Raw genomic sequence first — 22,527 nt, 5'->3', positions numbered from 1 at the left:
TATGAAAAATATTTACCGATTATTTTTAAAAGAGCGGATATCAATAAAAATTTCCTTTATCTATGCTGCATTTTCAGCGCTATATATAATATTCTCTGACCAAATATTATTTTTTTTTGTTAAAAATTCTGAGAACATAACGATAGTACAATCGATAAAGGGCTTCGCTTTTATTTTAATTTCGGCATTGATAATTTTTTTCCTATTACGCAGAGAGATTCAAAAATATGTACAAACAGAAAAAAAACTCCAGGCCATTTTCAATCACCGATTTCAACTAACAGGTTTACTTGATGTTAATGGCAGATTGATAATGGCAAATGACATGTTCTGCAACATGGTTGGGGTTAATTGCAGTGAACTTGTGGGTAAATACATATGGGAATTGCCCCTTTGGTCTCATTCCAAGGAACAGCAGCTTAAAATTAAAAAATCTATTCAGATGGTTAAAGAAGGCAAGTCAATAAATTTTGAAACAACTCATGTGGATACCAAAGGTGACAAACAATATATTGAGTTTTCATTGACGCCTGTTCATGATGATAATGGCAACATGGTTTATATCGTTCCGGAGGGGAAAGATATTACGGAGAAGAAACAATCGGAGAAAAAATTAATTGAAAGTGAAAGAAATTATCGGGAAATATACAACTCCAGCAGCGATGCAATTATTCTTCATGATGTAGAAACCGGGAAGATCATGGATGTTAACCAAACCATGCTGGATATGTATGGATACGCTCATCATGAAGTTTTAGAATTTAATGTAGGTGATATCAGCTATAGTATTGATCCTTATACACAAGAAGAGGCAGTTAAAAAACTAAAAAAATCTATCGACGAGGGGCCACAGTTATTTGAGTGGAAGGCCAGACATAAAAGCGGTAACTGCTTTTGGGTTGAGGTGGCCTTTAGAAATACCGAAATTGGAGGGAAGGGGCGAGTTTTAGCTGTGGTTCGTGACATCAGTGAAAGGGTCCAATACGAAAAAGAACAAAAAAAACTTGAAAATCAGTTAGTCCAAGCCCAAAAAATGGAAGCCATCGGCACCTTAGCTGGAGGCATTGCCCACGACTTCAACAATATCCTTTTCCCCATAATGGGGCATTCAGAAATGCTTTTAGAGGATCTTCCCAAGGATGATCCGGCCAGATCCCGTGTCCGGCAGATACATTCGGGGGCAATAAGAGCAAAAGAGCTTATCCAACAGATTCTGACTTTTTCCCGTCAGGAAGAGACAGAGATGCGGTTGATGAAAATACAGCCTGTTTTAAAAGAAACCATGAAAATGCTTAGATCAACCATTCCCACAACTATAGAGATACAGGAAAAAATTGATCCGGGATGCGGCCCTGTGATAGCGGACCCCATACAGATCCAGCAGATCATCATCAATCTGATCACCAACGCCTATCATGCCATGGAGAACAGTGGCGGTACCTTGAGCGTAGGGTTAAAAGAAACAAATACCAGTGAGCATAGTCCGCACTTGGCCCCCGGTCGTTACGCTTGTCTGATAGTGAGTGATACCGGCACCGGCATACCCAAGGAAATCAAGGAAAGCATATTTGACCCATTTTTTACAACCAAAAAGAACGGAAAAGGAACCGGCCTGGGACTTTCGGTGGTTCACGGGATTGTTGCCAAAATGAAGGGAGATATCCACATAAACAGTCAACCGGGCGAAGGATCGGAATTCAAAATTTATTTCCCCGTTGAAAAGAAAACGCTTCATGAAAAGGATAGTATTAGCGAAAGTGATATTCCATCCGGCACGGAACATATCCTGCTTGTAGACGATGAACCGGAAATCATTGCCATAGAAAAAAATATATTGGAGCGGCTGGGATATACGGTTACCTCAAGAATGTGCAGCATTGATGCTCTTGAGGTTTTTCAAAGCCGGCCGGATAAATTTGATCTGGTGATTACCGATTATTCCATGCCGAAGATGGCGGGAGACCAAATTGCGCAGGAACTGCTGAAAATCAGGCCTGATATTAGAATCATGGTATGCACGGGCTCCAGCAACAGAATCTCGAAGGAAACGGCTGAACAAAAAGGAATTCGTACAGTTTTAGAGAAACCTTTTACCAAAAAGCAGTTTGCAACAAAAATTAGGGAAGTTCTCGAAATACTATAAACATCATGTAACAAGCTCTAAAGAACAAGCCTGGTTACTTTACGTAACCAGGCTTGTGATGTTTATAATCCTTATTTTTACCGACAGTCAGGATACATAATGGCAGCCTGGGCTGCCGCCAGCCGGGCAATGGGAACCCGGTAAGGTGAACACGATACATAGCTTAATCCTGCTTTATGGCAGAATATGACAGATTCGGGATCCCCGCCATGCTCTCCGCAGATGCCCAGTTTGATTTCAGGACGGGTTCTGCGGCCACGTTCCACTGCCGTTGTAACCAGCCCCCCAACCGCTTCCTGATCCAGGGTCTCAAAGGGATCTGAACTGAGAATGGCATTATCAATATAATCGTTCATGAAAGAGCCGATATCGTCCCTTGAAAAACCAAAGGCCATCTGGGTCAGGTCATTGGTACCAAAAGAGAAAAACTGGGCATATTTTGCCATTTTATCTGCAATCAATGCCGCCCTTGGAATTTCGATCATGGTGCCGTATAGATAGGGAAGGGCGTCTAATTCATAAGTTTTAAGTGCTTCATTATAGCACTGGGTAACAATATCCTGGACAAAGGCCAGCTCTTTTTCATTACAGGTTACGGGCACCATAATTTCAGGCATGGGATTTTTACCCGCTTTGATCAGTTCTGCACTGGCCTCAAATATGGCTTTCACCTGCATGTGGGAAATTTCAGGATAGGTGATACCAAGCCTGACACCCCTGTGCCCGATCATGGGATTGGATTCTAAAAGCTGCTCGCTGCGTTTAAATACTTCTTCGATGTCAATATGCAGGGCATCGGCAATTTCCTGCTGATTTTCCCGGGATTGGGGCACGAATTCGTGCAGGGGAGGGTCCAGCAGACGCAGGGTTACGGGCAGATTATCCATGACCTCCAGGGTGGTCTTAATCTCCTCCTTGACAAAGGGGAACAATTCTTCCAGGGCGGCCTTTCTCTCTTCATGGGTTTTGCTTAAAATCATTTTACGCAAAAGGAAAAGAGGCTTATCGGAATTGGCACCGTAAAACATATGCTCTGTTCTGAAAAGCCCGATACCCTGAGCACCAAAATCAAGGGCCGTCATGGCATCTGCCGGGGTGTCCGCATTGGTGCGGACCTGCATGGCCCGGTATTTATCCGCAATCTCCATGAATGCTTTGAATCTGAGATTTTCCGATGCGTCTTTCATATCGAGCTTGCCTTGATATACCATACCTTTGGTGCCGTTAAGGGTGAAGGTCTCTCCTTCCTTGAATGCCCGTGTTCCCACACGAAGTTCTTTGGTTTCAAAATTGATTTTAAGGGCACCTGCACCCACAATGCAGCATTTGCCCCATCCCCTGGCAACGAGCGCCGCATGGGAGGTCATGCCGCCCCTTGCCGTTAGAACGGCTTCTGCGGCCCGCATGCCTTCAATGTCTTCGGGGTTGGTCTCTTCACGGACCAGGATGACCTTTTTGCCTAACTTGGCCCACTGAACCGCATCTTCGGCCGAGAACACAATCTGTCCCCATGCACCGCCGGGTCCTGCGGGCAGGCCTTCAGCAACTTTTACAGCCGTTTTTTCCGCTTCCGGGTCCACAATGGGATGAAGCATGTCATCCAGGATTTTAGGATCAAGACGGCATACCATGGTTTTTTCATCAATGGTGCCTTCTTCCAGCATATCCATGGCCATGTTCAGGGCAGCAGCTGCGGTACGTTTCCCCACCCGGCACTGGAGCATGTAAAGCCTGCCTTCCTGGATGGTGAATTCGATATCCTGCATGTCCTTGTAATGGGCTTCCAAAAGGTTCCTTATTTCAAATAGCTGCTTGTAAAGCTCGGGCATGGATTCTTCCAGGGAAGCCAGGTGTTTGTTTTGGGCATTTTTGGTGTCGTTGTTCAAAGGATTGGGTGTTCGGGTGCCTGCCACCACATCTTCGCCCTGGGCATTGACCAGCCATTCTCCATAAAATTTATTGTCCCCTGTGGCCGGGTCCCTGGTAAAGGCAACGCCTGTGGCGGAAGTGTCGCCCATATTACCGAAAACCATGGTCTGGACATTGACGGCCGTGCCCCAGTTGTCCGGAATATGTTCAATGCGGCGGTAGGATACGGCCCGTTTTCCGTTCCAGCTTTTAAAGACGGCACCGATGGATCCCATGAGCTGATCTTTGGGGTCATCAGGAAAATCAGCACCCAGATCCTCCCGGATTTTTTTCTTAAACCGTTCGCAAAGGGTCTTTAAATCTTCGGTGGAAATATCCGTGTCATTGTCATAGCCCTTGTCGTTTTTCAGGTTGTTCATCATCATTTCCAGATTCAGGCGGATACCCATGCCGTCCCTGGGACTGATCTGCTCGGCTTTTTCCATAACCACATCCGAATACATCATGATCAGCCGGCGGTAGGCATCATAAACAAACCATTCATTACCGGTTTTTTTAATCAGTCCCCGGATCGTGGCCGTACACAGGCCGACATTCAATATGGTCTCCATCATTCCGGGCATCGAACTCCTTGCGCCGGATCGGCAGGATACCAGCAATGGATTTTCCGGATCACCAAAAATCATACCCGTTTGGGCTTCAATATTGGCCATGGCTTTGAGACTTTCTTCTTCAAGGGTATCCGGAAAGCGCCCGTTTAAATCAAAATAGTGATTGCAGCATTCCGTTGATATGGTGAAGCCTGGGGGAACAGGCAGTTTCAGCTTTGCCATTTCTGCAAGGTTGGCGCCTTTGCCGCCCAAAAGGTTTTTCTGACTTGCATCCCCATCTGTCTTATCAGGGCCGAACTCATAGATGTATTTGGTCATTTTAAATCACCGCTTGTATGGTTTCAGTCTTAAGTGGTTAAGGACATAGGTTAAAGATAAATTGACGTTTAGCTTGTTCAAGCCGTAGAATCAGCCGGTATTCGATTCCGTCATAAAGCCTGACAAAGGTTAACGTTTACTATTAAAACTTTGGGCATATCAAGTCAAATAAAATCTTATGTTTATAAATCATAACTTCAGTGATACTATTGCTTTTTTTTTAATATGGTGTGCGTTGGCACTTTATTGTTATTTGACGGGCACAAACAGGAGGAGTAAATGCTGAATATAGAATCCATAACCAAAGGATTCGCAGACCAGGTGCTGCTTGACAATACCGGCATGCAGATCAATTCCGGTGAGCGGGTGGGCCTGGTGGGAAGAAACGGCCATGGTAAAACCACGCTTTTAAATATCATCGCAGGCATGGACCACCCCGATGAAGGGCGGGTTATCATACCCAGCGGATATCGGATCGGTGTACTTTCCCAACATATAAAATTCAGCAAACCCACTGTTCTTGAAGAGGCCATGTTAGGCCTGCCGGATCACGAGCGTGATCATTTCTGGAAAGCTGAAAAAATTTTGTCAGGTCTAGGGTTTTCAGAAACAGACATGCAAAAGGATCCCATGCAGTTTTCCGGTGGCTACCAAGTGCGTTTAAACCTTGCCAAGGTATTGGTGTCCGAACCTGATCTGTTAATCCTGGACGAGCCCACCAATTATCTGGATATTACATCCATCCGCTGGATTACGGGGTTTCTTGTTTCCTGGCCAAGGGAGATGCTTCTGGTTACCCATGACCGGGGATTCATGGATAATGTGGTCACCCATGTTGTGGGGATTCACCGTCGTAAGATGAAAAAGATACAGGGAGACACCGCTAAATATTATCTCCAGGTGGCCCAGGACGAAGAAATATATGAAAAAACTCGGGTAAATGAGGAAAAGCGTAAAAAAGAGATTGAACTGTTCATCTCCCGGTTCCGGGCCAAGGCAAGGCTGGCCAATATGGTGCAATCCAGGATCAAGACCCTGGCCAAGCTTGAATCAAAGGACAAATTGGCAGAACTTAAAAATTTGGATTTTTCCTTTAATTACCTGCCTTTTGCCGGCAAACAGGTGTTGACTTGCGAAGATTTGAGTTTTGGATACAACAAAGACAACCCGTTGATTGAACATTTTTCCTTGACCGTATATCCCGGGGACCGTGTGGCTGTCATCGGGAAAAACGGCAAAGGGAAGACCACGTTACTCAAACTGATCAGTCAAAATATAGATCCGGATGCAGGGTGGGTGAAACCCAATCCGGGTGTGGAAACCGGATATTTCGAGCAGACCAATATCCAGACCTTGAATCCACAATTCACTGTGGAAGAAGAGATGTTACATGCCTATCCTGAAACCGACCGCCAGACCGCCAGAAACATCTGCGGTGCCATGATGTTTGAACAGGATGCGGCATTAAAAAAAATCAGTGTGCTGTCCGGCGGAGAAAAAGCCCGGGTCATGCTTGGCAAGCTTTTGATCCGGCCTTTGAATCTTCTGCTTTTGGATGAGCCGTCAAACCATCTGGACATTGAATCAAGCGATGCCTTTGTGGAGGCCTTAAATGCCTTTGACGGAGCTGTTATGCTTGTTACCCATAATGAGATGTTTCTTTATGCCCTGGCAAACCGCCTGGTGATATTTACGTCAAACGGCATTGAGATATTTGAGGGGACCTACCAGGAATTTCTTGAAAAACAGGGATGGGAGGATGAAGAGTTGATTCCTGCAAAGCGCAAAAAAAGTGCTCAGCTCCCCAAAAAAGAATTGCGTAAAAAAAAATCAGAAATAGTGGCCGAAAGGTCAAAGCAATTAACACCGATAAATAAGAAGATTAACAAACTTGAACGAGAAATAGAGGCAAAGGAAACCAAGATGGCCCGGGTGAACAAGGAGCTGCTTGATGCATCCCAGGACCAGGACGGATTAAAAATTGCCACTTTATCCAAAGAACATGCTAAACTGGAATCCGATATTGAAACCCTGTTTGACACCTTTGCGGAAATCTCTGAGAGGGCAGACAATATAAAAAAGAAATTTGACCGGGAATTATCCGGCCTTGAAGGTGGGGATTAAGATGGACAAACAAAAGCTGACATTTTATTATGGTATTATTTTAATCGTTGTGGGCATCGCGGTTTTCATAAGGGTGCCCCAGGTGATACCCCAAATAGAGACCATTGAATTTTTTAAAAATAAGATCGGAATCGTAAAGTTCTGTTCCTATTTCTTGGGTTTTCTTTTGGTTCTGGCCGGTGGTATCCGGGTAAGCAAGAATTATAAAAAGTCGTAACCGTTTAGGGGTATTTTATGGCCGGCAGTACTGCTTTAAAACCCGGGTCCAGCCTTAAATCTACCATCAAAGATCAGTCTGGTGCCGGTAAAGTGAAAATCGGTGAAATCCTTTCCAAAGAAGGACAGATTACCTCTATTATGCTTAATGAGGCCCTCTCGGTCCAGAAAAAGACCAACGAGCGGCTTTCGGGGATTCTGCTCCAAAAAGGTTATATTGATCCGGATACCATCGTCAATGTACTGGGACGATTATACAATTACAAAATTGTCGCATTCTCTGAAATAAAGCCGGATCCCCAGGCATTGAAACTGCTGCCCTATAATGAAGCCAAAAAACATCTGGTTTTCCCTTTAAAGCTGGCCGGGGACGATTTACAGGTCTGCATGGCCGAACCCACGGATACGGATGTGGTTGCGGATCTTGGAAAGAAAACAGGGAAAAATATACGGGCCTTTGTCTCCACTGAAAATGATATCATCCAGGCGTATCGTGATTATTATAAAATCTCCGATGAAGAGTATAAAAGTTTTCTTCATTTTGAGGACGAGGCGGAAGATGATGAACCGGTAACCTCTGTTGAGGATTTCGGTTCCCTGGTTTCCGAGGCCGCCGAGGAGCTTGAGGTGGCTGGCGCCGATACGGACGCCGGCCATGATGAGTTCATGGCCTCGGATGCACCCATCATCAAATTGGTAAACGGCATCTTAACCAAAGCAATTAACGACGGCGTGTCGGATATACACATTGAACCTTTTGAAAAAACCTTTCAGGTGCGCTACCGCCTTGACGGCGGTATGTACAAGGCCATGAACCTGCCGCTGTCAATTAAAAATGCCGTGATTTCAAGGGTGAAGATTCTGGCTTCCCTGGATATTGCCGAGCGCAGGGTTCCCCAGGACGGTCGAATCAAACTCCGGCTGGGCCGGAAAAAATCCGTGGACTTCCGTGTCTCCACCTTGCCCACCCTGTTCGGCGAAAGCATTGTTATGCGTATCCTGGACCAGAGCGCATTGAGCGTTGATTTGACCCGTTTAGGGTTTGAATCCGGCACCTTTGACATGCTCAAACGATGTATTTCAAGACCCTATGGCCTGCTTCTGGTTACAGGTCCCACGGGTTCGGGTAAAACCACGACATTGTATTCCATTCTCAACCGCCTGAACAAAGATGACATCAAGATCCTGACCGCTGAAGACCCGGTTGAATTCAACTTTAAGGGTATTAACCAGGTGCCGGTAAAAGAAGAGGTCGGCATGACCTTTGCTGCAGCCTTGAAAGCCTTTCTCAGACAAGATCCGGATATTATCATGGTGGGCGAGATCCGGGATATCGATACGGCTGAGATTGCCATCAAAGCGGCCATGACAGGCCATCTTGTTTTTGCCACCCTGCACACCAATGACTGCCCGTCCACCATTGGACGGCTTGTGGATATCGGCATTCCACCCTATATGCTTGCCTCGTCCGTTACCATGGTGTTGTCCCAGCGTCTTGGGCGCAGGCTTTGCCCGGATTGTAAACAGGTGGTCACCGGGCACAATCCGGAAGATTTGGAACTGCACGGTTTTCATAAGAGTGAAATTCCGGATTTGACCATTTACGGTCCCAAGGGTTGCCCCCACTGCAATGGTACCGGATACAAGGGCCGGGTCGGGCTTTATGAGCTCATGGAAGTGACCGATGAGGTTGCCAAAGCCATATCTGCCGAAGTACCCGAAGATCAGCTGCGTAAAGTGGCAATCGCCGAAGGCATGGTCACGCTTCGGGATGCAGGCCTTGTTAAGGTAAAATCCGCCGAGACGTCCTTGGACGAAGTGTTAAAGAAAACCGTTATCTCAAAAGAGGCGCTGCCGGCCTACCTGGTGAATCCCGACATTGAGCAGTACGAGGACAAGGATGTGATCATCCGTGAAGGAAACACGGATATTGATTTTTTCAAGCTTGTTCAAGGCGCTGTCTATGTGGTCAAGGGCGGTAAAATGATTGCGGAAATTACCCAGCCCGGAGAGTATTTCGGCGAAATGGCGGCCATCACCGGTACGTCAAGGTCTGCGTCCATTATTTCAAAGGGCCGCTCCAAGATCAAACGCTTTCCTGGAGACAAGCTGATTGAAATTATAGAAAAATACCCTGATGTGGCCAAGCATCTTTTCACCGTCCTTGCCGACCGCCTGAACGAAACGGACCGTAAACTCGTCTCCCTTTACAACCAGATCAAAAAACGCAAAATCAACGACAACGCCTCCTGATTCCAGCGCATGTAAGGGGCGTGGAAAAAATAACCTCCCAATTTTACAATTTTCTTATCCGTATTCCTTTTAAAGTTCCTATTTCGTCCATAGTGCTTTTGACGCAAACACTCTCATGCCTATATTCTACATTTTTGACGTTTTTAATTTGTAGTTGACAAATAAAACATACACATAGTACTCATGCTTTCTGTGAATTGTAGTTTATAAACGACATTTAAAAGTTTATAACGTGCATTATTTTATAAAGTTCAATTAAGAAAGCACTAAAAGGGGACGGCATGACCCATCTCGAAGTTCACCACCTGTGGTTTGATTATAACACCGGCCCGGTATTAAAAGATGTCTGTCTGACAACGGAACCCGGCAGGGTTTCAGGTCTGCTTGGCCCCAACGCATCGGGAAAAACCACCTTGTTCAAATGCATGAACGGCATTCTTCGTCCCCAGTCAGGCCGGGTCTGCCTTTCAGGCAAGCCCGTAGCCGGAATTCATAGAAAGGACTTGGCACAAATCATGGCGGTGGTTCCCCAACAGACCGGGGCCATCTTTTCTTTCACTGCCAGACAGATGGTGGTGATGGCCAAAGCATCGGGCCTGGCCATGTGGCAGCGTCCGTCAAAAGCTGATTTTTCCGGAGCGGAAAAAGCCCTTGATGACATCGGGGTGGGTGGACTTGCCCATCGCATGTTCAATGATTTGAGCGGTGGAGAGAAGCAGATGGTTTTTCTTGCCCGGGCCATGTTCCAGTGCCCTGAAGTGCTTCTTCTGGATGAACCCACCGCTCACCTGGATTTTAAAAACCAGCACCTGATCCTGGATATGATTAGAAGCGTGACCAAGGAAAAAAATCTGACAACCATCATCACCCTCCATGATCCCAATCTGGCGGCACGATACTGCGACGATGTTGTAATGCTTAAGAACGGTGAGGTGTGCGGTCATGGCCCTGTCCGGGAGGTGTTCAATGAAGATACCATTGAATCGGTGTACGGTATAAAGGTTATGGTGACCGGTTATAACCGGGGTGACTGTCTGGTAATTCCCCGGAACAATGCCACCGGGGACGTCATGTTCTGAAAGGCCGGAGTCATTGTGATGAAATACCGCCTTTTATATCCTGTCTGCCTGCTGTTCCTGTTATGTGCGGCCCTTCTGGCCCTGTCAACGGGCAAGTATCCCATGGGGCCTGCAACCTTGGTGCGCCTATGCCTCTCTGCTGTTGGATGTAAGTCACCCGGATACGACCTTGCCGCCCCGGCACTGGTGCTGTGGTCTGTTCGGTTGCCCAGAATCCTCATGGCCGCGCTTGTGGGGGCAGGGCTCTCCGTATCCGGGGCCGTGTTCCAGGGCCTGTTTAAAACCCCCCTGGTCTCTCCAGGTATCCTGGGCGTCACCTCCGGTGCCAACTTTGGTGCGGCGTTAGGACTTTTATTTTTTGCAGGATCTGCCTGGCGTATCCAGGTGTCTGCTTTTGCCTGGGGGCTTATTGCCGTGGGCTTGACCTGCCAGATCGGGAAGCGTGGCGACCGCTCCGTCACCACCCTGATCCTGGCCGGGGTCATCGTCTCCGCTCTGTTTATGGCGGGATTATCATACATCAAGTGCAAGGCAGACCCCTTGGGACAGCTGCCCGCTATTGTATTTTGGACCATGGGCTCCTTTAGACTGGATCGTTACCGCAGCCGGCGGCGCCATGCTCACCCATGACGAGTCAGCCTATTTCGTCTCCGTATCCACCGAAGAATTGATTCTATGGAACCCTGACATCCTCCTGGCCAGCACTTTGCCTTCGGTGGCACCGGTGCTGTCCGATCCACGTCTTAAAAACGTGGCCGCGGTAAAAAACAAAAAAGTTTATATGACCCCCCAGGGGCAGTTCTACTGGAGCCATTTTTCTACGGAATCCTTTCTGTGTATTCTCTATCTGGCCAAGCTGTTCCTTCCCGATCGGTTCCCGGATTTCGATTTGATCCGGGAACTGACCGACTACTACTCCCGATTTTATCAATACGATCTGACACCGGACCAGGCAAGGCGAATACTGGCACATCTTCCGCCTATACCTGAAACTATCGATTAATTACGCATAAAAAGAAGAGGAGAAAGATGAAACTTACGTTGAAAATCAAGAAAATGGTGTTTCCTGTTGTTGTGTCGCTCATGCTGTCTGCCCCGGCTTTTGCGGATACAACAGACGATCAGGTCTTTAATTTAGGCGAAGTTGTGGTCACCGGGGAAAAGACAACGGTGAACAACGCCACCACCGTTACAGAGGTTTCCATGGAAGAAATTGCCGCCAAGGGCGCCACCACAGCGGCCGAGGCCTTGAAGTTTTTGCCCGGTGTATATGTCCAGTTTGGCGGCAAAGGGGAGGCCCATGTGAGCATCCGCGGCTTTGAACAGCGCCAGATCAAGGTCCTTATTGACGGCGTACCTGCCCGGGAGAGCTATGCCGGCACTGTGGATCTTTCCATGCTTCCGGCCGATTCCATATCAAAAATTACCATTACCAAGGGGGCAAGTTCCGTACTATACGGGGCCAACACCATGGGCGGGGTAATCAATATCATTACCAAAAAAGGAACCAAAACCCCGCAGACATCGGTTTCCGTCGCCTTCGGAGACTATAACATCGCCCACTACAGTGCTGGTCACGGCGGTGTTTTGGGTAAAGAAGGGATGATCAACTACTGGATCGGTGCCGGTTACCACACCTCGGACGGCTATCGGCTTTCCAGTGATTTCAGCGCCGACAACACGGATACGGGCCGTGGCACCCAGTTCAACGAGGACGGCGGGGCCCGGGATTTAAGCGACTACCAGAAAAAAGACCTGAACATGAAAATCGGGTATGATCCCGGTGGAGAGTCCAGTCTTTACCTCTCTTTTGATTACGTGGACAACGACCGCGGCATTCCAACGTTTTACAACCGGTATTGGACCTATGACCACTGGAAACAGTGGCAGCTCAGCTTGGCCGGTGAGCACCGGATTTCAGAGATGCTAAAGCTTAAAGCACGGCTGTACTATGTAAACCATGAAGACGGCATTACCGATGTCAGCTGGGATGCCGATCATACCACAAGTGGAAAAAAATGGTTTGAGAAAAGCTATTACGACGATGACACCATGGGTGGTGAACTGCAGGCCACCATTAACTTTGTGCCGTGGAACACTCTGCGCATCGGCGCCAATTTTATGGAGGACAACCATAAAGAGGGCAATTACCTCAGTGCTGACTGCTTTAATGTTATTAAAGGGTGGTCTTCTGTAGGGTGGGAACCCGAAGAGGAATACACCGCCCAGACATGGACCGTTGCTCTGGAGGACGAATTCACCCTTTTCGAGCGGCTCTCCGTGGTGCTTGGCATCAGCTACGATGTGTTCGAACCTACCAAAACATCTTCCCAGCCTGCGCCCGGGCAGACAGACGCCGTCAATCCTCAGATCGGGCTGGTGTATGCCTTTGATAAAGATACAAGCCTTCACGCATCTGTGGGCCGCAAAACCCGGTTCCCCAGCCTGAAAGAACTCTATTCAGATCTTGTGGGCGGAAATCCGGATCTTGATCCTGAACAGACCCTGGCCTATGAGATTGGTGCCACCCACACATTTGCCGGTAACATCAAGACAAATCTGGTTTTTTTCTATAATGATGTGGATGATCTGATCGACATGATCACTGTTAACGGGGACAAAGCCTACATCAATATCAACGAAGCTGTGATATACGGCGCTGAAGCCGGTATCTCCATGCCTATTTCAGACGCCATGGATATCAACCTGAACTACACCTATATGTCCACCGAGGATAAGTCAAACAATGGACGGGATTTGGAAGGGCGTCCCCGTCACCGGCTTAACCTGGGACTGGGATACCGCTTCTCCTTCGGGTTGACCGCTGATCTGAACGCCTCCTATAATTGTCACCAGTACTGGGAAAATTCAATCACCTATGAGTGGGAGAAACTGCCGGATTATTTTCTGGTTAATCTGAAGTTGACCCAGAAACTGCCTAATATCGGGAAAATGGCCCCGGAGGTCTTTGTGCTGGGCACCAATCTGCTGGACGAGGATTATTATGAAACCAACGGTCCCGAGCCCGGATTTAACTTTCTGGTTGGTATGAACTTGAAGTTTTAGGAAAATCCATGAAATGCATGATCTGCTGACGAATTACGGACATCCCTTTAATAAAAGCCGGCCGCCGGCATTTCCCTGGGAGGAGAAATTAAATGAATGAAACAAATTGGACAAAAACCCGAAACCCGGCATTTGACAAAGATGGCGCACGTCACATGGACCGGATAGCCAAGACCGCCTTTAAACCCATCTATCCGGTGATTGCCCGGAATGCCATTGATGTCACCGGCGTAAGCCGGGGTCGGTGCCTGGACATGGGAACAGGCCCGGGTATGCTGGCTATAGCAGTGGCAAAAGCTGCGCCTGAAATGGCGGTGACGGCCTTTGACTTTTCCGATGATGCCCTGGAAATTGCCCGGGAAAATATTCGCCAGGCAGGTCTTGAAAGCCAGGTGACCACTGCCGCAGGGGATGTGCATGCCATGCCCTTTGAGACAGGGGAGTTTGATCTCATTGTCAGCCGGGGCTCCATGTTCTTCTGGAAAGATTTGAAGCATGCGTTTGCCCAAATTTTAAAGGTCCTTTCTCCTTGTGGGAAAACTTACATTGGTGGCGGGTTCGGAAGTCTTGAACTCAAAGCGCACGTCATTGAGGAGATGGCTAAAATCGACCCCTCATGGGACTGCTACGCCAAGAAAAAAAGCGGCGACGACGGTATTAGACGGTTTGAAAACATGTTTGATGAATTGAACTGCAGCAACTACCAAATCATTGATGATGATACGGGATTCTGGATCGTGCTGTCCGCAAATAGAGTCTGATGTCATTTTTGCCTGGAATTAGAATGTCTGCTTGAGTTTTTGTTTGGATATTGGTATGTATTTTATAAGCATTCATTAGTATTAGGCAGGCTGATCTCTTAAAATATTTTTATAAAATAAATACGTTACTGTCATTTTTGTTGAGTCAAGAACAAAAGTAACAAGGAGAGTTATATGGATATGAATGTATTCATCCAGACTATTCCCAAGGCAGAACTGCATCTTCATATTGAAGGGACGTTGGAACCCGAGACATTGTTTCGTATGTCCGAGAGAAACGGAATAAGCATTAAATACGATTCGGTAGACGCATTGCGGCAAGCTTACCGTTTCGATAATCTGCAGTCATTCCTGGATATCTATTACGAAGGTGCCGGTGTACTCCAAAACGAAACCGATTTTTATGAACTGACATGGGAATATCTCCTGAAAGCCAAAGCGCAGAACATCCGGCACGTTGAAATTTTTTTTGATCCCCAGACCCATACCGAACGTGGCATTGCGTTTGAAACCGTTATAAACGGCATATTTAATGCTTTATCGGAAGGTTCCAGGGATCTTAATATTTCATTTTGCCTGATCATGTGCTTTTTACGTCATCTGCCGGAATCCGATGCCATGGAAACCCTTTCCCAGGCCTTGGATTTCAAGGATAAGATTACGGGGGTAGGACTTGACTCATCCGAAGCCGGGCACCCACCATCCAAATTCAAACGTGTTTTTGAAAAAGCACGAAAACAAGGCTTTTTGACTGTGGCCCATGCCGGAGAAGAGGGGCCTCCTGAATATATATGGGAAGCACTCCAAGATCTTAAAGTTCAGCGAATTGATCATGGCGTGCGTGCATTGGAAGACAAGTCGCTTATCAAGGAACTCAAAAACCGCCGGATCCCTTTAACGGTTTGCCCGCTTTCCAACATCAAGCTGTGTGTATTTAAAACTATCCGGGAACACAATTTTAAAAAACTGTTTGACCAGGGGCTTTGCGTGACAGTCAATTCGGATGATCCTGCATATTTCGGCGGATATGTTGTTGAAAACTATCTGGCGCTTCAAAACGCTTTTCAGCTGACTCGAGATGATATTGCGCAAATAGCAGTCAATTCTTTTAATGCCGCGTTTATCAGCCAGGATAAAAAAGATATGTTTATTGATCAGATAAAAAAATTCGCGGCTGAATGAAGCGATTTCAATCAATCAGGGGGCCGTCCCAGGCTTTAACGGGCAGACTGGATTCGATGGCATCTGCAGCAAAATCAAGTCCCAGGGATTGAAGCAGAGGCCTTCCAGGAAGCCCGTTCCTATCGTATCCGCAAGCGCTATAGTATTCTTGTACAAGCGCGTTATGGACCGCACGTTCTTTTTTCCCTTCCTCAGAAGCCGATAGATCCGGATTTTGAGGGATTTTGTCGTCTTTGTAAGTGATGCCGCAGAGTGCGTTAAACGCCCGTTCCAGTGCTGAAATTCTTTGGGCGGTTTTTTTAAGGTCCTGTTCGGAAAATGATTTGCCTGTAGCAGCAGACGCCAGTTGTGCCAGCCCCTTGAACAGCGGATATTTCCATACCAGTGGAACGGCTGCCGTCCATGTATTCACTGCGCCTTTGCATCTTCCAAAACAATCTGCAAGGGTTGTGGCCTGTTCGGCAAAAATAAGAGAGGAAACGGCATCATCTGAAACAACCCCGTCTTTTTTTAGCTGTGATAAAACCGATTCCTCCGAATTATCACCGGCAGCCCAGCTTCTTCCCCTTAAATGATCCGCCCCTCTTGTGGCAACGGCATGGGCCAGAGAAAACAATCCTGCCGGGTGAAGCCCGCGGCTCAGCCCTTTAACGTGATAACAATAATCCATGGCATCTTTTCCGAGCATTTTTGCCATGACAAACATTCCCTGCCCGATCATCCGGCCAAATCCCCTGGCAAATGCCGTATCAGAGACAAGCTGCACCTGGGCCTCGGCGTTCTCCCACGTCAAGTCGAGTCCTTGGGTTTCTTTTTCAGTAATAATGCCCCTGTTGAAAAGATCCTTGGCAAAAGCGACGGCATTCCCTAAAGAAACCACATCCATGCCATGCATGTCACAAAGATTGGCCATTTCCATCACTGCGGACGCGTCCTCAACACCGCAATTGGTACCCAGACAATAGACGCACTCATATTCCAAACCTTCACCTTGTTCGCCCTTTCGTCTGCCAGATGGAATTTCATAAACATTTTTGCATTTAACCGGACAGTTCCTGCATCCGGTCCGGCCTGTTTCATATTTTTTAAAAGATTGTGGGGTCAATGCTTCAGGGATCTCATGCGGCAGGAGAGATTTCGCTGAATTCCGGAAACCGGGCTGCCAATTCACAACGCCGTACAAAGACCCGTAAACGGAAGCGACATTTTTTTGAACATCATCATTGACTAAAAATTTTGAGTCTGCACCTGAAAGGCTTATAAATTTTTTTGCATTATACAGCTCAACCTTGGCCGAACCTTTTACCACAATGGCCTTCAGGTATTTTGATCCCCACACCCCCCCGCTGCCCCGTGCGGCAGACGAATATTTATCTACCATCGTCGATGCGACACGGACCAGGTTTTCCCCTGCTATACCAATTCCGGCGACACTGACATGTTTGCCATGTCTTTGTTTCAGGATATCGGTCATCGCCCACACATCTTTGCCCCAAAGATCTGCGGCATCACAGATTTTTACATTTTGATTTTCAATTAAGATGTAGACGGCTTTTTGCGCTTTCCCGCTAATGATGATTTGGTCAAAACCGGCCTTTTTGAGACAATGGGCAAACGAACCGCCTACATTTCCGTCCCCGATAATGCCTGTCAGGCAAGATAAGGTGGTCACATGGAGGCGGCTTGACATCCCAAGGGGCGTTCCGCTGAAGAGCCCCGGCGCAATACAGATTACGTTTTGGGCGTCAAAGGGGTTGATTATAGGGTTTCTGATGTCAAAAATTTTTTTGATATTCAGACCTCTTCCTCCGATAAAATTAATTGCCTCCTCGACACAGAGTGGGTTTATCTGCACACCTTTATTTGTGAGATCAACATAAAGAACTTTCCCTGCCCATCCGTACATGGTTCGATTCCTTTTTTTGTTGATAGTACCGGTCTTTTTCGCTGTAAATACAGCCGCAATACTGCTGGCGGTACATGCCCAAGGCCTTTGAGGTCTCTATCCCCTGTTTCCAGCCGTCACGAAAATCCTGGTAAATGAATTTCAGGCCATATTGCTTGGCTAAACCCTGGCCGATTTCTGTGATCATGGCATGGTTCTGGAATTTTGAATAGAGCAGGGTGGTGGAAAATCCGTCAAATTTACCCTTTTTGGCAACCAGGGCACTGGCTTTAAGGCGTGCATGGTAGCAGTACCTGCACCTGTTTTTTTCCCTGAACGTCACGGCACGCAAAAATTCTTCAAGCTCATAACCTTTTTGCCAGATCATTTTCAGGTTCATCTGATCCGCATACTCACGCAATGTTTCCTCACGCTTCATGCACTCGGTGAATGGATGAATATTATACCGGTAAAAATACCCCATGACCTCCATGTCCATGCGTCGCAACATCTCAAGGGGATAGATGGTGCACGGGCCACAGCAGGTATGCAAAAGAATTCTCACGGTCTTGCTCCGAAGATGGCTGTGCCCACGCGCACTAGAGTTGCCCCTTCTTCAACGGCTACGGTGAAATCATTGCTCATGCCCATGGATAAATGAGTCATGTCCGTATGGGGAAGATTGAGCGCTTCAATATCTTTACTGATCTGTTTTAGTCTTTTAAAATAAATTCTTGCTTCTTCAGGATCATCGAAAAAAGGCGGCATGCACATAAGTCCTGAAACATGCAGGTTGTCAAATTGACAGACCTGGTTTGCAATATCCATAATTTCGCTTTCTTGTGCACCGGATTTGGTGGTTTCTCGGGCAATATTTACCTGGAGCAATATTTCCTGTATTTTTCCGATTTTCTCTGCCTGGCGGTTGATTTCCTTGGCAAGCTTAACTGTATCCACGGTATGAATCAGGTCGAAATACTTTACCGCAAATTTGGCCTTGTTGGATTGAAGATGCCCGATAAAATGCCAAGTCGCTGATTCTCTGCCAAGGAGATCAATTTTTTCCATGGCTTCCTGGATATAATTTTCCCCAAAATCTCTGTGGCCGGCATCAATGGCCTGTTGAATCATTTCAGCAGGTTTTCTTTTGCTCACTGCGATAAGGGTTACACCGGACGCATTCCGTCCGCTTTTTTGTGCTGCAGCACATATCTCATCTTGAATTTTTTTTATATTGGATTGAATCTGCATTGCTATTTTGTTTCCTTAAAACTGATTGCCCCTAAAGATGCCAGGGCATCAATGAGTTCACACACAGGCAGGCCGACAACATTGGTATAAGATCCGGATATCTCTTTAACCAGAAAGGCTCCAATCCCCTGTATCCCATAGCCTCCGGCCTTGTCATAGGGTTCGCCGGTGGCTGCGTACCAGTTGATTTCATCGTTGGACAGTGCTTTAAACCTCACCCGGGTGTTTATGGCCTTTGTAACCAGATCATTCGACTTCGGTCTTATGATGGTGAAGGCGGTAAAGACATTGTGTTCCCTGTTGTTGAGCTGGGATAGCATGGCTGCGGCCTGGCGGTGCCCGGCGGGTTTGCCTAAAATCGTATTATCAACAGCGACAATCGTGTCCGCCCCGATGGTCCAGGCATCCGGGTAGTTCACCGCCACGGCCTGGGCCTTGGTTCTGGACAATAAACAAACATAGTCTTGGGGTGCCATGCCCGGATCAACCTTGGATTCGTCAATATCAGCCACATGAATTTTGAAACTTATACCTGCCTGGGCCATAAGTTCCTTTCTGCGGGGTGAACCCGAGGCAAGAATAATTTCTTCTTTGTTTATCTCTTTCATGGCCTCTTATGTATCATAAATAGTGGCCATTCGGAAGATCGGGTAATGCAGAAAAAACGTCTAAGAGCTGTTGCCTTGGTAAATAACATATTGATTTCTCATTTTCTTGGCCTCGTACATGGCTTTATCTGCGCACTGCAAAAGTGTTTCGGCATCGGTTGCGTCCAAAGGATAAAAGCTGATACCAATACTTGTTGTCACAAAATCAATTGTTTGTGATTTCAGGTAAAAGGGCTGGGCCATAACATCTATTATCCGTTGGGCGATCGTATTGGGTGTTGTTTCCTCGGGGTTTGTTAAAATAATGGCGAACTCGTCACCGCCCAGCCGGTAAACCAGATCCGTATCCCTGAGGATTTTTTTGACCCGATGAGCAAACCCTTTCAACAAATGGTCTCCGGCATCATGGCCAAAGGTATCGTTTACTTTCTTAAACTTATCAAGATCCACATACATCACGACTCTTTGTTGCTTATATCGGTCTGCATAGGACAATTCCTTTTCGAGGTTTTCATGAAATGCTTTTCTGTTCAAAAGCCCGGTTAATGAATCATGGTAAACCATATACAAAAGCTTTTTGGATGATTCCTTTTGTTCGGTGACGTCCCTTGATATTCCGCGAAACCCGATCACTTTTCCATTATTATCCTTAATCAGAGCGGCGGATGACTCCAGGTAGATTTTTTGACCGCTTTTAAGTTTGAATTCCGTCTCCATAGACCTTATCGGGATGCCTGTGTTATACAAATGTTGAAATGTGTTGGATGCTTCTTCAGCAGCGGACTCATCCAGCAGTTTACGGTAGTTCATTTTGCCTAAGTTTTGTCCTTCATAGCCGAAAATCCGGGACATAGCATCGTTGTAAAAGGTGAGATTGCCTGAAAGGTCCAGCTCAAAATAGGCGTCTTCAATGGATTCAAGGATTGCACGATCCCGTTCTGTGCTGACCCTGACAGATTCTATCATCAGATTTATCTGTGTGGACAGATCGAATAATTCATCTTTTCCGGTCATTGTTGTTTTTGCAAACAGGTCGCCGGTACGTGCAATTTTTTTAACGTCACTGTTTAATCGAACCAGCCGTGATAACACGGTGACTTCAAGAGAAATCAAAGTGGCAATAATGAAAACAATACCGATTATCAACAATGAATAGACAAGATACCGCATATCGGTCTTACCCTGGGAATAAATTGTGCGTTCCTTGTCTATCCCGAGCATGAGTATAGGGCTGCCGGTTAAATCAGTGACCAATGAATAAGCTGCAATGGTATTTTCATCCAAGGGTATAATAGCAACCTTATTTTCCATAAACAAAGACTGCTTTGCCTTTTTAGACGAATCTGAAAGTGAAGGACTGTCCAGCCTTTCAAATGTGACCGGCAGATTTATCAAAGAAGCCAGTCTTTTAATCTCCGGGGCATTTAAATACCTTCCGGCAATCAGTGTTCCCATTACAGGGCCTTTAAATTGACTGGTAAGGATCGGGGCAGACGCTATGAGAATGGGGTTCTCCGGCAGTATTGCAAGACCCGACAAGGTTTCATTTTTGCTTTCATTCCGCAGAATAAAAGATCCTTCAAAGGAAAGATACTTTTTAATGGATTCCGGGCACGCTTCGCCCCGGCCGCTTTCCAGGTCAAGATACGTACAATGCACAATTTCCCCGGCAGTGTTAATGAATAATAGGAAATTGATGTGTAAATTGACCAGCGTTAAATCCATGAGATTATCGTCAATATATTTTTGATTCTTATTTTGAACAAAGAAATAGGTATCATTCCAGGGAGCCCAGTCGCCTACGATGGTTTGCAGTTGACCCAGTTCATCATCAATGACCTTCATTGCCTGATCCATGCTCAGAATGATATTTTCCCTTTCAAGGTTTGCATACCCCCCAAGTAAAATCGTGTTGGTGATGGAGTATATAATCAAAACCATCAGAATGAGTGTCATGCCAATGGTTATTAATGTTTTTTTCCGCAGTCCCATCGGATAACCTCCTATTCGTTGGCAAACGATACTTTTGTTGATAATCCGGTCTTTGTGTATTCAAATAGAATTCGTGTCTGGGAGCTGTGTGCCCAATATCGTGGTGAAATGAGGCCTGTGTTCACTAACTAAAATTATACCGTATCTTATACGGTAAAACAAACGCATTCCCATTGAATGTCCGTTCTTGACAGGATTTTGGCGGTAATGATACATCTGAAATATGCAGAAATTTTTAATCAATAAAGAGGCGTTAAGCGCCGGTAAAGCAGTTATCCTTGACCAGGACGCAAAACATATATGCAAGGTCCTCAGGCTTAAACCCCAAGATACCATTTCCATGACCGATGGCCATGGTACTGACTATACAGGTTGTATAAACAAGGTCTCCTTTGACTGTGTGGAAATTTCAATTTTAAGTGAGCAAAAAAGCCTCACGGAATCAAATCTTGATCTGACCTTGTGTACGGCCATGCTCAAACACAACAAGATGGATGAGATTATTAAGCAGATTACCCAGCTTGGGGTTACCCGTTGGATTCCTTTTTATTGTAAAAGATCCATTCCATTGGCAGGTCAAAAAAGAGAAAAAAAACAGATTGATCGATGGCAGACCATTGCCAGAGAGTCTCTAAAGCAGTGCAGACGATCGTGTCTTGTCGATATTCTGCCGCCCATGGATTTTCAACAGGTTCTGTCCTTCTCAAAGGCGTGTTCATACAGATTTGCCTTCTGGGAAGCCTCTGATCGCCCCCTTGCCGGAACAATTTCCCAAGAGAATAATAAAGCGGTTCTCCTGATCGGACCGGAGGGTGGATTCGAAGAAGAAGAGATCAGGCAAGCTGTTGATTCCGGATTTACAAGCTACTCCCTTGGGCCCAGGATTTTAAGGGCAGAAACGGCTGCGGTATGTGCCTGTGGGTTAATTCAGTATCTGCTTGGTGATATGGGGGGAAGCCCAAAACAATATTCTTAATACTTTTCTAATTTTTTGCTTGACTTGAACAGTTAAAGAGCATATATAAGCTGACGTTGTTTGACGTGCCCAGGTAGCTCAGTCGGTAGAGCAGGGGACTGAAAATCCCCGTGTCAGCAGTTCAATTCTGTTCCTGGGCACCACGATTATAAAAGCTTTCAGCGGGTTCCGTTGAAGGCTTTTTTTGCTTTTG

General features: G+C 46.5%; 17 protein-coding genes and 1 tRNA gene. 12 read left to right on the top strand and 6 right to left on the bottom strand.

Annotated elements, in window-relative coordinates; all coding sequences use genetic code 11:
- Position 1 precedes the first annotated feature (1 nt).
- Positions 2–2,143 (top strand): PAS domain-containing hybrid sensor histidine kinase/response regulator, encoded by a 2,142-nt coding sequence (locus B147_RS30285; protein WP_020587491.1) that lies wholly within the window; start codon positions 2–4, stop codon positions 2,141–2,143.
- Between the two features lie 77 nt (positions 2,144–2,220).
- Here the strand turns inward: B147_RS30285 and ppdK are convergent, their stop codons facing one another.
- A complete protein-coding gene (gene ppdK / locus B147_RS0112240) occupies positions 2,221–4,941 on the bottom strand; it encodes a pyruvate, phosphate dikinase (protein ID WP_020587490.1) in 2,721 nt (906 codons plus the stop codon).
- 279 nt (positions 4,942–5,220) lie between these two features.
- Between ppdK and B147_RS0112235 the strand changes: the two genes are divergently transcribed.
- The 9 genes from B147_RS0112235 to B147_RS0112190 all read left to right on the top strand — a co-directional run bounded on the left by B147_RS0112235 (position 5,221) and on the right by B147_RS0112190 (position 15,622).
- Complete coding sequence (locus tag B147_RS0112235; RefSeq protein ID WP_020587489.1) at positions 5,221–7,065, top strand: ABC-F family ATP-binding cassette domain-containing protein; 1,845 nt, start codon at positions 5,221–5,223, stop codon at positions 7,063–7,065.
- A 1-nt stretch (position 7,066) separates the two neighbouring features.
- Complete coding sequence (locus B147_RS0112230) at positions 7,067–7,282, top strand: hypothetical protein (RefSeq protein WP_020587488.1); 216 nt, start codon at positions 7,067–7,069, stop codon at positions 7,280–7,282.
- 17 nt (positions 7,283–7,299) lie between these two features.
- Positions 7,300–9,534 carry a type IV-A pilus assembly ATPase PilB gene (pilB, locus tag B147_RS0112225; protein ID WP_020587487.1) on the top strand — a complete coding sequence of 745 codons (2,235 nt, stop codon included), beginning with the start codon at positions 7,300–7,302 and terminating at the stop codon, positions 9,532–9,534.
- 281 nt (positions 9,535–9,815) lie between these two features.
- A complete protein-coding gene (locus B147_RS28260) occupies positions 9,816–10,613 on the top strand; it encodes an ABC transporter ATP-binding protein (protein ID WP_020587486.1) in 798 nt (265 codons plus the stop codon).
- An 18-nt stretch (positions 10,614–10,631) separates the two neighbouring features.
- Positions 10,632–11,243: a FecCD family ABC transporter permease gene (locus B147_RS28255; protein ID WP_020587485.1), complete on the top strand. Its 612-nt coding sequence runs from the start codon at positions 10,632–10,634 to the stop codon at positions 11,241–11,243.
- Positions 11,230–11,616 carry a TroA family protein gene (locus B147_RS0112210; RefSeq protein WP_020587484.1) on the top strand — a complete coding sequence of 129 codons (387 nt, stop codon included), beginning with the start codon at positions 11,230–11,232 and terminating at the stop codon, positions 11,614–11,616. The genes B147_RS28255 and B147_RS0112210 overlap by 14 nt, the downstream gene beginning before the upstream one ends.
- A gap of 26 nt (positions 11,617–11,642) precedes the next feature.
- Complete coding sequence (locus B147_RS0112205; RefSeq protein WP_020587483.1) at positions 11,643–13,679, top strand: TonB-dependent receptor plug domain-containing protein; 2,037 nt, start codon at positions 11,643–11,645, stop codon at positions 13,677–13,679.
- A gap of 92 nt (positions 13,680–13,771) precedes the next feature.
- The gene (locus B147_RS0112195) at positions 13,772–14,440 is read left to right on the top strand and encodes a class I SAM-dependent methyltransferase (protein WP_020587482.1); all 669 of its coding nucleotides are present in this window, start codon (positions 13,772–13,774) and stop codon (positions 14,438–14,440) included.
- Positions 14,441–14,614: 174 nt separating this feature from the next.
- Complete coding sequence (locus B147_RS0112190; protein WP_020587481.1) at positions 14,615–15,622, top strand: adenosine deaminase; 1,008 nt, start codon at positions 14,615–14,617, stop codon at positions 15,620–15,622.
- A gap of 7 nt (positions 15,623–15,629) precedes the next feature.
- On the opposite strand, the gene B147_RS0112185 is transcribed toward B147_RS0112190, so the two are convergent.
- Genes B147_RS0112185 through B147_RS0112165 form a run of 5 tightly spaced genes read right to left on the bottom strand, consistent with a single transcriptional unit; the run spans position 15,630 to position 21,358 of the window.
- Positions 15,630–17,528, bottom strand: coding sequence for an aldehyde ferredoxin oxidoreductase family protein (locus B147_RS0112185; protein WP_020587480.1), 1,899 nt, complete (start codon positions 17,526–17,528; stop codon positions 15,630–15,632).
- Positions 17,494–18,072, bottom strand: a complete 579-nt coding sequence (locus B147_RS0112180; protein WP_020587479.1) for an epoxyqueuosine reductase QueH — start codon at positions 18,070–18,072, stop codon at positions 17,494–17,496. The genes B147_RS0112185 and B147_RS0112180 overlap by 35 nt, the downstream gene beginning before the upstream one ends.
- On the bottom strand, positions 18,069–18,758 hold the full coding sequence (locus tag B147_RS0112175) for a YggS family pyridoxal phosphate-dependent enzyme (RefSeq protein ID WP_020587478.1): 690 nt from the start codon (positions 18,756–18,758) through the stop codon (positions 18,069–18,071). Before B147_RS0112175 ends, B147_RS0112180 begins: the two co-directional genes overlap by 4 nt.
- A gap of 2 nt (positions 18,759–18,760) precedes the next feature.
- Positions 18,761–19,366, bottom strand: coding sequence for a Maf family protein (locus tag B147_RS0112170; protein WP_020587477.1), 606 nt, complete (start codon positions 19,364–19,366; stop codon positions 18,761–18,763).
- Positions 19,367–19,426: 60 nt separating this feature from the next.
- The gene (locus B147_RS0112165; protein ID WP_020587476.1) at positions 19,427–21,358 is read right to left on the bottom strand and encodes a sensor domain-containing diguanylate cyclase; all 1,932 of its coding nucleotides are present in this window, start codon (positions 21,356–21,358) and stop codon (positions 19,427–19,429) included.
- A gap of 223 nt (positions 21,359–21,581) precedes the next feature.
- On the opposite strand from B147_RS0112165, the gene B147_RS0112160 reads away from it, so the two are divergent.
- Together B147_RS0112160 and B147_RS0112155 are read left to right on the top strand one after the other, a co-directional pair.
- Positions 21,582–22,334: an RsmE family RNA methyltransferase gene (locus B147_RS0112160; protein ID WP_020587475.1), complete on the top strand. Its 753-nt coding sequence runs from the start codon at positions 21,582–21,584 to the stop codon at positions 22,332–22,334.
- Between the two features lie 67 nt (positions 22,335–22,401).
- Positions 22,402–22,477 (top strand) — tRNA-Phe (locus tag B147_RS0112155).
- Positions 22,478–22,527: the final 50 nt, after the last annotated feature.

The sequence above is a fragment of the Desulfobacter curvatus DSM 3379 genome (assembly GCF_000373985.1).
GTDB classification, from domain to species: domain Bacteria; phylum Desulfobacterota; class Desulfobacteria; order Desulfobacterales; family Desulfobacteraceae; genus Desulfobacter; species Desulfobacter curvatus.
Note: the sequence above shows the minus strand (reverse complement) of the source record. Positions and strands in the feature narration are given on the sequence as shown.